At 63.2% G+C, this 10,000-nt stretch carries 4 protein-coding genes and 1 rRNA gene (1 of these 5 cut by a window edge); 3 read left to right on the top strand and 2 right to left on the bottom strand.

Features of this window, described 5'->3' with window-relative positions; genetic code table 11:
* Positions 1-1,099, bottom strand: a 16S ribosomal RNA gene (locus tag AC0L3K_RS28715); it reaches 390 nt to the left of the window's first position.
* Between the two features lie 1,059 nt (positions 1,100-2,158).
* On the opposite strand from AC0L3K_RS28715, the gene AC0L3K_RS28710 reads away from it, so the two are divergent.
* Both AC0L3K_RS28710 and AC0L3K_RS28705 read left to right on the top strand, forming a co-directional pair.
* Positions 2,159-4,222, top strand: coding sequence for a M23 family metallopeptidase (locus AC0L3K_RS28710; RefSeq protein WP_219680432.1), 2,064 nt, complete (start codon positions 2,159-2,161; stop codon positions 4,220-4,222).
* 156 nt (positions 4,223-4,378) lie between these two features.
* Complete coding sequence (locus tag AC0L3K_RS28705) at positions 4,379-5,998, top strand: NHL repeat-containing protein (RefSeq protein WP_007597283.1); 1,620 nt, start codon at positions 4,379-4,381, stop codon at positions 5,996-5,998.
* Between the two features lie 184 nt (positions 5,999-6,182).
* On the opposite strand, the gene clpB is transcribed toward AC0L3K_RS28705, so the two are convergent.
* Positions 6,183-8,822, bottom strand: a complete 2,640-nt coding sequence (gene clpB, locus AC0L3K_RS28700) for an ATP-dependent chaperone ClpB (RefSeq protein ID WP_354199931.1) — start codon at positions 8,820-8,822, stop codon at positions 6,183-6,185.
* Positions 8,823-9,078: 256 nt separating this feature from the next.
* Between clpB and AC0L3K_RS28695 the strand changes: the two genes are divergently transcribed.
* A complete protein-coding gene (locus AC0L3K_RS28695; RefSeq protein ID WP_473367308.1) occupies positions 9,079-9,867 on the top strand; it encodes an MOSC domain-containing protein in 789 nt (262 codons plus the stop codon).
* Positions 9,868-10,000 lie beyond the last annotated feature (133 nt).

The following is a 10,000-nucleotide window of genomic DNA, read 5'->3' as shown; positions in this document are numbered from 1 at the left end:
CCTTAGAGTGCTCAACTAAATGGTAGCAACTAAGGACGGGGGTTGCGCTCGTTGCGGGACTTAACCCAACATCTCACGACACGAGCTGACGACAGCCATGCAGCACCTGTGTTCCAGGCTCCGAAGAGAAGGTCACATCTCTGCGACCGGTCCTGGACATGTCAAGGGCTGGTAAGGTTCTGCGCGTTGCGTCGAATTAAACCACATGCTCCACCGCTTGTGCGGGCCCCCGTCAATTCCTTTGAGTTTTAATCTTGCGACCGTACTCCCCAGGCGGAATGCTTAAAGCGTTAGCTGCGCCACTAGTGAGTAAACCCACTAACGGCTGGCATTCATCGTTTACGGCGTGGACTACCAGGGTATCTAATCCTGTTTGCTCCCCACGCTTTCGTGCCTCAGCGTCAGTATCGGGCCAGTGAGCCGCCTTCGCCACTGGTGTTCTTGCGAATATCTACGAATTTCACCTCTACACTCGCAGTTCCACTCACCTCTCCCGAACTCAAGATCCTCAGTATCAAAGGCAGTTCTGGAGTTGAGCTCCAGGATTTCACCCCTGACTTAAAGACCCGCCTACGCACCCTTTACGCCCAGTGATTCCGAGCAACGCTAGCCCCCTTCGTATTACCGCGGCTGCTGGCACGAAGTTAGCCGGGGCTTATTCTTGCGGTACCGTCATTATCTTCCCGCACAAAAGAGCTTTACAACCCTAGGGCCTTCATCACTCACGCGGCATGGCTGGATCAGGCTTGCGCCCATTGTCCAATATTCCCCACTGCTGCCTCCCGTAGGAGTTTGGGCCGTGTCTCAGTCCCAATGTGGCTGATCATCCTCTCAGACCAGCTACTGATCGTCGCCTTGGTGAGCCATTACCTCACCAACTAGCTAATCAGACGCGGGCCAATCTTTCGGCGATAAATCTTTCCCCGTAAGGGCTTATCCGGTATTAGCACAAGTTTCCCTGTGTTGTTCCGAACCAAAAGGTATGTTCCCACGCGTTACTCACCCGTCTGCCGCTGACGTATTGCTACGCCCGCTCGACTTGCATGTGTTAAGCCTGCCGCCAGCGTTCGCTCTGAGCCAGGATCAAACTCTCAAGTTGGACTTGAACTTTGAACCGGCTGATCACAACGTTTTGACGAGGTCCCACCATTTTTCATCGACCGAAGTCGATGAGCTGCCCGCGATTCACATCGCTGGCAACGATGGTGTAACCTTAAAACGTGTACCGCCGAAGTCTTTCGTCCGGTCCCGATCCAAAAAGCCGAAGCTCTTTAAATGCGAGACCCGCAAGGACTCCGCCGTCCACGTTTCTCTTTCTTCATCTTCACTTGTCAAACAGCCCGGGACCAGGAGGCCCCAACCTTCCAGAGAGGAAGGGTTCCGACACCCTTACCGACGATGGATGAACTCCAATCGACTTACGTCGACTGTTGTGTCACTCAACAAGGTGAGGAGCATCAGTGGCGCGTTCGCTCGCCTTGGTCAGTGACCCGGCGGCGCCGCGCTCAGTGGTCGGGTTATAGGCCCCACCCATCGGGGTTGTCAACGCCGATTGTCAGAAAATCGTCGCACGGTGGATTATTCAAAAAATACACGTAATTACAGCTGGTTAGAAAGGCGCCGAGCGGATGGATCGGGCCGACGCTGAGAAAAAACCCAAAAAAAGATTGGGCCTGAGCGGGCTCCGGAAGCGGCTTGGACGTGACTTGGACGTGACTTGGCGCGGCTTGGCGCGGCTTGGCCGCGGCTTGGGGCGCCCGCCCCTGGAAGGCCCTCGGCCCCCCTGCCGTTCCGGAAACTTTTCCATATTAGGCGCCGTACTTGAGCCACAATCCCCCGGCGTTCTGGTACAGACGAAGCTTGAATCGCATGGATGCCAGTGGGGGCTGCCGGCGGTTTGTGTGGGGTCAGAGGAAGGCGATCATCCGATGAAGCAGCCTTCTTCAGACATTCGAGACACATCGAGAGATCTTTTTCCGCTTAGCTGTTCGTAATTTCGGCCGGTCCGTCATCTGGGCCTTCTGACCGCGGACGCCTATGCGGCTTGCCTTTTCCAGAGACGCCCCAGAGAGGGCGGCGTAAGGAGGGCTCGAAACAGGACTGTCCGGAACGGGCTGCTCGAAATCGGGCTCTCGGGTCGTTGATTGGGGGACTTGGGTTGAACCACAGGACGTCACGCGGCGCTTACGGGCGTGAGACCGGGATCATCGATCTCGGCCACGAGCCGCCGCTGTCCGTCGATGGTTCCGAAGCCGCTGTCATCGATCGGCGCCGCGTCTCGGTGCAATGGTTCAGCGGGACTATTCTAACCGGACTTTGCGGCGCAGCCCTGATCGGCGGCGCCGTTTTCGCTTCGCTCGACGGCGAGATGACCTTCGCCAAGGTGCCGGAGCGCGTCGAAGGCGCGCTGCGCGGCGCATTCGGCGCAGCCGACCGCGCCGCCACGCTGCACAAGAGCGACCGCCTGCCGCCGCCGAACGAAGCCACGGCCTCGCGCAACATCGTGCGCGTCTCGACCGTCGCCCGCGTCGGCAACCGCGACGTGATGCGGGTGCGTCCCTTCATCCGGATTGCCGGCAATCTGTCGATGACGACGAGCGACCTGTCGGCGAAGATCCCGCCGTTCAACGCCCAGCGCCTTCTCACCGATGTCGGCTCCGATCCGAAGACGGCATCCGAGGATCCGAACAATCCGGAGGCCGTCGAACCCGACGCCGAGGTATCCTTCGTCACCAAGGACCTCTCCCAGGTGCTGCCGAAAGCCAAGATTACCGCAGTGGTGGCGCTCGACGACATCCTGATGCGGGTCCGCGATGCCGCCAACTGGCGCGGCAATGGCGGGGTGCGCTATGCCGCGCTCTCCAATGCTGCGGCCGACGTCTCCGGCGCGACCGCCCCGTCCGAGATCAGAAGCGCCTACGCCACCGAAGTGTCGCCGTCCGATCCGTACGCCGGCTTCGAGACGCGCGTGGTGCCGGAAAACGTCACGCTGCTGCCGAAGACCAAGGAACAGATCACCGGCGGCAATCCCAACGGCGAACGCGTCCACGTGGTCAAGAAGGGCGACAGCGTCGCCGGCGTGCTGCGCGATCTCGGCGCCACGGCCGAGGAGATCAAGGCGATCACCGCAACGCTTGGGCCGCGCGGCCGCGACGGCGGCCTGAAGGAAGGCGAGAAGCTGCGCATCCTGATGGCGCCCGCAAGCCCCGGCGCCCGTCTGCAGCCCTACCGCGTCGTCATCGCCAACGAGACCATGGTCGAGGCGATCGCGGCGCTGTCCGATCTCGGCAAATACGTCGCCGTCGACGTCTCCAGCATGAATACCGTCGCCGACGCGGCGGCGAACGCCAACAGCGACGACGATGACGACGATGACGGCACGGGCGTGCGGCTCTACCAGAGCATCTACGAGACCGCGATGCGCAACAAAGTGCCGATGCCCGTCATCGACGACATGATCAAGATCTACTCCTACGACGTCGATTTCCAGCGCAAGGTGGCGCCGGGCGATTCATTCGACGTGTTCTACGCCGGCGAAGACGAAGGCGTGACCGCGAGCGAAAAGAACGACGTGCTGTTCGCTTCGCTCACGCTCGGCGGCGAAACCAAGAAATACTACCGCTACCAGAGCCCCGACGACGGCGTCGTCGACTACTATGACGAGACCGGCAAGAGCGCGAAGAAGTTCCTGGTGCGCAAGCCGGTCAACAACGCCATCATGCGCTCCGGCTTCGGCGGCCGCCGTCACCCCATCCTCGGCTTTGTGAAGATGCACACCGGCGTCGACTGGGCCACCTCCTACGGCACGCCGATCTTCGCCTCCGGCAACGGCGTGATCGAGAAGGCCGGCCCCGAGGGCGGCTACGGCAAATACATCCGCATCAAGCACAACAACGGCTACGAGACCGCCTATGGCCATATGTCGGCCTTCGCCAAGGGCATGGAGCCCGGCAAGAAGGTGCGGCAGGGCCAGGTGATCGGCTTCGTCGGTTCGACCGGCGCGTCGACCGGCCCGCACGTCCACTACGAAATCCTGGTCAACGGCCGCTTCGTCGATCCGCTGCGTGTGAAATTGCCGCGCGGCCGCTCACTGGAAGGCCCGATGCTGGCCGGCTTCGAGAAGGAGCGCGACCGGCTCGACGGCATGATGAGCGGCCGCGCCGGCGCCATCGCCCGGATGTCGGACGCAACCGGCGGACCGTTGCAGGTCACCAACCGGTAAAGCCGGCGAACCGGCCGAGATCGGCCGGTCATCTTCAAACACGATCCGGATTTGACGTCGATGCGCGAGGCCCGCTTGGCGCCATCACAACGTCAAGTTTCGTTTGCCAAAGCGGCGTGGGGAGCGAATACTTTCCAAAAAACAGGAGGTCTCGCCATGAAGAACAGGCTCGCCTGCGCAGCCTTCGTCGCTGCGATTGTCTCCGCCACCAGCGTTTCGGCCGAAAACTGGGAGGTCACCCGGCTCGTCCCCGGCTCGGCGTTCCACGGCGTGCACGGGCTTGCGATCGACAAGGCCGGCCATCTGTTTGCCGGCAGCGTCGCGGGCGCGGCGCTCTACGAGGTCGACATCGCCGGCGGTACCGCCAAGGTTGCAATCCCCGCCCCGATCGGAATGGCCGACGACATCGCATTCGCCCCCGACGGCACCATGGCCTGGACCGGATTTCTGGCCGGCGATCTTTATTCGCGCAAGGGCGACGGCCCGATCACGAAGCTCGCTTCCGGCCTTCCCGGCATCAACTCGCTCGCCTTCCGCAAGGACGGCAGGCTCTACGCCACCACCGTCTTTCTCGGTGACACGCTCTATGAGATCGACGTCGAGGGCGTCAAACCGCCGCGCCAGATCATGGAGAAGATGGGCGGCCTCAACGGCTTCGAGTTCGGTCCCGACGACAAGCTCTACGGTCCGCTCTGGTTCAAGGGACAGGTCGCAAAGGTCGACGTCGACAAGGCCGATCTGACCGTCGTCGCGGACGGCTTCAAGGTCCCGGCCGCGGTGAACTTCGATTCCAAGGGCAATCTCTGGGTGGTCGACACCGCGCTCGGCCAGCTCGTTCAGGTCGATCCCAAGTCGGGCACCAAGACCATGGTCGCGCAGTTGAAGCCGTCGCTGGACAATCTCGCGATCGACGGCAAGGACCGGATCTACGTCTCCAACATGGCCGACAACGGCATCCAGGAGGTCGATCCGGCGACCGGCCAGGCGCGGCAGGTCATCATCGGCAAGCTCGCCTTGCCCGGCGGCATCGGCGTCACGTCAGAGAACAGCAAGGACACGATCCACGTCGCCGACGTGTTCGCCTATCGCACAGTGGACGGTGCTACTGGCGAGGTCACCGAGAAGGCCCGCATGCACGCCGCCGGCGTCACGCTCGAATACCCGATGAGCGCAACGGCGAAGGGCAACGACGTGGTCCTGTCGAGCTGGTTCACCGGCACGGTGCAGGTGATCGACGGCAAGACCGGCGCCACCCGCGACATGCTGCATGGCTTCAAGGCGCCGCACGACGCGATCGTGCTCGCGGACGGCAGCATTCTGGTGGCCGAGCTCGGCACCAAATCGCTGGTCCGCGTCAGCGGCGAGCACGGCAAGGACCGCACCACACTGATCGGCGGCCTCGAGGGCCCGGTCGGGCTCGTCGCGGGATCGCGTGGCGAGGTTTATGTCACCGAAGCCTTTTCCGGCGTCGTCTCGATGATCGAGAGCAACGGCGAAAAGACGGTGGTCGCCAAGGACCTGAAAATGCCCGAAGGGATCGCACGCGCCGGCGACGGCAAGCTGATCGTGGCGGAGGTCGGCGCCAAGCGATTGATCGAGATCGCACCTGAGAGCGGCACGGTCACCGAGATCGCGGCCAATCTCCCGATCGGCCTGGTGGGCGCGCCCGGAGGACTGCCAACGCATATTCCGACGGGCGTCGGCATCGGGGAATCCGGCACGATCTATTTCTCGTCTGACATCGAGAACGCGATCTACAAGGTCACGAAGAAATAAGTCCCCGCGCTCAAAAATGTGGATTGGATTGCATATGCCGGTAGGGCCCCACCGTAAAGATTGCACGACCTAGACAAACCACACTCCGGCTGCAGCAAAATCGTCAATAACCCACAAAGAAACCGCCCCGGAGAGATTGAACTCTCCGGGGCGGCTTGTTGCTTCAGGCTTCGAATGCCGGCGCTCAGTTCAACTTCCGCTTCGACACCGGCGCCTCGAACTGGGTGATCTCCGCGGTCTGCGGCGCCTTGCCGTTGAAGGTCAGCACGTTGCCTTCGGACGAGATCGCAACGCTGTCACCGTCCTTGACGTCGCCGGCCAGGATCATCTCGGCGAGCGGATCCTGGACGTGACGCTGGATCACGCGCTTGAGCGGCCGTGCGCCGTAGGCGGGATCCCAGCCCTTGGCGGCGAGCCAGTCGCGGCCCGCGGCGTCGAGCGTCAGCACGATCTTGCGATCTGTCAAAAGCTTTTGCAGCCGCGCGAACTGGATCTCGACGATCCGGCCCATCTCGCTTCTCTGCAAGCGATGGAACAGGATGATCTCGTCGACGCGATTGAGGAATTCGGGGCGGAAATGTCCCCGCACCATTCCCATCACCTGCTCGCGCACGGCCGAGGTGTCCTCGCCCTCCGGCTGGTTCACCAGAAACTCCGAACCAAGGTTCGAGGTCATGATGATCAGTGTGTTGCGGAAATCGACGGTGCGGCCCTGGCCGTCGGTGAGGCGGCCGTCGTCGAGCACCTGCAACAGGACGTTGAAGACGTCGGGATGCGCCTTCTCGATCTCGTCGAACAGCACGACCTGATAGGGCCGGCGCCGCACCGCTTCGGTCAGCGCACCGCCCTCGTCATAGCCGACATAGCCCGGAGGCGCGCCGATCAACCGCGAGACCGAGTGCTTCTCCATGTATTCGGACATGTCGAGGCGGACCATCGCGGTCTCGTCGTTGAACAGATATTCGGCGAGCGCTTTCGTCAGCTCGGTCTTGCCGACGCCGGTGGGTCCCAGGAACATGAACGAGCCGGTCGGCCGGTTCGGGTCCTGCAGCCCCGCGCGCGAGCGGCGCACGGCGGTCGCGACCGCACGTACGGCCTCGGCTTGGCCGACGACGCGCTTGCCGAGCGAGTCCTCCATCCGCAGCAGTTTGTCCTTCTCGCCTTCCAGCATCTTGTCGACGGGCACGCCGGTCCAGCGCGAGACCACCTGCGCGATGTGGTTGGCGGTGACCGCCTCCTCCATCATCTCGCCGGAGTTCTCCTTGGCCTCAATGTCTGCAAGCTGCTTTTCGAGCTCGGGGATCCGGCCATAGGCCAGCTCGCCGGCCTTCTGGAATTCACCGCGCCGTTGTGCGTTGGCAAGTTCGACCCGCAAGCCGTCGAGCTCGGCCTTCAGCTTCTGGGCGTCGGAGAGCTTGTTCTTCTCCGCGCTCCAGCGTGCGGTGAGCGCCGCGGACTTCTCCTCGAGGTCGGCGAGCTCTTTCTCCAGCGTCTGCAGGCGGCTCTTCGAACCGGCATCGCTCTCTTTCTTCAATGCTTCCTGTTCGATCTTCAGCCGGATGATCTCCCGATCCATCGAATCCAGCTCTTCCGGCTTGGAATCGACCTGCATCTTGAGCCGCGCGGCCGCCTCGTCCATGAGGTCGATGGCCTTGTCCGGCAGGAAGCGGTCGGTGATGTAGCGGTTGGACAGCGTGGTGGCGGCGACCAGCGCGGAATCGGTGATCCGCACGCCATGGTGCTGCTCGTACTTGTCCTTCAGCCCGCGCAGAATCGAGATCGTATCCTCCACCGAGGGCTCGCTGACGAAGATTGGCTGGAAACGCCGCGCCAACGCCGCGTCCTTTTCGACGTGCTTCTGGTACTCGTCGAGCGTGGTCGCGCCGATGCAGTGCAGCTCGCCGCGGGCGAGCGCAGGCTTGAGCAGGTTGGACGCGTCCATCGCGCCGTCGCCCTTGCCGGCGCCGATCAGCGTGTGCATCTCGTCGATGAACAGGACGAAATTGCCCTCGCTCCCGGTCACCTCCTGCAGCACGGCCTTCAGCCGCTCCTCGAACTCGCCGCGATATTTTGCACCTGCAATCAGCGAGCCGAGGTCGAGCGACAGCAGCTTCTTGTCCTTCAGGCTCTCCGGCACGTCGCCGTTGACGATGCGCAGCGCCAGGCCCTCGGCGATGGCGGTCTTGCCGACGCCGGGTTCGCCGATCAGGACGGGATTGTTCTTGGTCCGGCGCGACAGCACCTGGATCGTGCGGCGGATCTCCTCGTCGCGGCCGATGACCGGATCGAGCTTGCCGTCGCGCGCCGCCTGGGTGAGGTCGCGGGCATATTTCTTCAGCGCGTCATAGGCGTTCTCGGCCGTGGCGGAGTCCGCGGTCCGGCCCTTGCGCAGCGCTTCGATCGCCGCGTTGAGGTTCTGCGGGGTGACACCGCCCTTGGCCAGGATCGCACCCGCCTCGCCGGTCTTCTCCAGCGCGAGGCCGAGCAGCAGCCGCTCGACCGTGACAAAGCTGTCGCCGGCCTTCTCGCCGGCCTTTTCGGCGGCGTCGAAGGTGCGGGCGAGCTCGGGCGCCAGATAGATCTGGCCGGCTCCGCCGCCAGAGACCTTCGGCACCTTGTTCAGGGCGTCCTCGGTCGCCTTCAGGATTGCGCGGGAATTGCCGCCGGCGCGGTCGATCAGGCCGGCAGCGAGGCCTTCATTGTCGTCCAGCAGCACTTTCAGGACGTGCAGGGTCGAAAACTGCTGGTGCCCTTCGCGCACCGCAAGCGACTGCGCAGACTGGACGAAGCCCCTGGAGCGTTCGGTATATTTCTCGATGTTCATATCGTCTCTGTCCCTCGGCCTGCCCCTGGAGCCCTCTAAGGCACTCCAAACGACATCTTCATTGGGTTTCCGATGACCGCATTGACGTTTCTCAACCGGCAACGGTCGTTATCAGCCGGCGCTGGCGCCGGCCTGACCCAGATGTGGGAAGCGAGGCCTCGGACCGGAAGAGGCGAGTTCACAATTTCGTGCGCGGATCCGCCCGCTTGGCGCCGGTGGGCCGAATCCCCTAAGTAGCGGCATGACACCGAGCGCAATGACAGCCAGCCAGACTGCCGAGATCGCCGGCCTCTACCGCTATCCGATCAAGGGCCTGACGCCGGAGCCCCTGCCCCGCGTCTCCCTGCGGACCGGCCAGACACTGCCCGCCGACCGCCGCTATGCCATCGAGAACGGCCCCAGCGGCTTCGATCCGGAAGAGCCGCAGTGGAAGCCGAAGATCCAGTTCCTGATGCTGGCGCGCAATGAGCGGCTGGCTTCGCTCGACAGCCGGTTCGAGGACGCGACCCATCGCCTGACCATCCGCAAGGACGGCCAGATCGTCGCCAGCGGCGATCTTGAGACCGCCGCCGGGCGCGCCGCCATCGAGAACTATTTCAGCGAAAACTTTCAGCCGGAGCTGAAGGGCCCGCCCAAGGTCCTGTCCGGCCGCGACCACAGCTTTTCCGACGTCGCCCGCAAGGTCGTGTCCATCATCAATCTCGACAGCGTCCGCGCACTCGAGACCATGCTCGGCAGCGCCGCCGTCCACCCGCTGCGCTTCCGCGCCAATCTCTACGTGAAGGGCTGGCCGGCCTGGTCCGAGCTCGACCTCGTCGGCCAGACGCTGGCGATCGGACAGGCCCGGCTGAACGTGGTCAAGCGCATCAAGCGCTGCCCGGCCACCAATGTCGATCCTCAGACCGCCAGGCGCGATCTCGAAATCCCGGCCACGCTCTCGAGCAATCTCGGCCACATGGACTGCGGCATCTATGCCGAGGTGATCGCCGACGGCGACATCGGCGTGGGCGACGCGGTTGCGGTGGAACAGCCGAAGCTGGTGTGACGGGGCGCTTTCTCGGCAAACTCCGTCATTGCGAGGAGCGAAGCGACGAAGCAATCCTGAGCCTCCCCTAAATCGGTGGACACCTATAGCTTAGACAGCAAGAGGTGTCAGATGACGAAACGGCAGCGACGTT

The sequence above is a fragment of the Bradyrhizobium sp. MI1.10 genome (assembly GCF_055811035.1).
The sequence above is the reverse complement of the archived record's forward strand: the minus strand, read 5'-3'. Positions and strand labels throughout refer to the sequence as shown.

Bases quoted from the DNA above. Each gene is read 5' to 3' on its own strand.
- AC0L3K_RS28705 (WP_007597283.1), top strand. From the start codon at position 4,379: ATGAAGAACAGGCTCGCCTGCGCAGCCTTCGTCGCTGCGATTGTCTCC.
- clpB (WP_354199931.1), bottom strand. From the start codon at position 8,822: ATGAACATCGAGAAATATACCGAACGCTCCAGGGGCTTCGTCCAGTCT.
- AC0L3K_RS28695 (WP_473367308.1), top strand. From the start codon at position 9,079: ATGACAGCCAGCCAGACTGCCGAGATCGCCGGCCTCTACCGCTATCCG.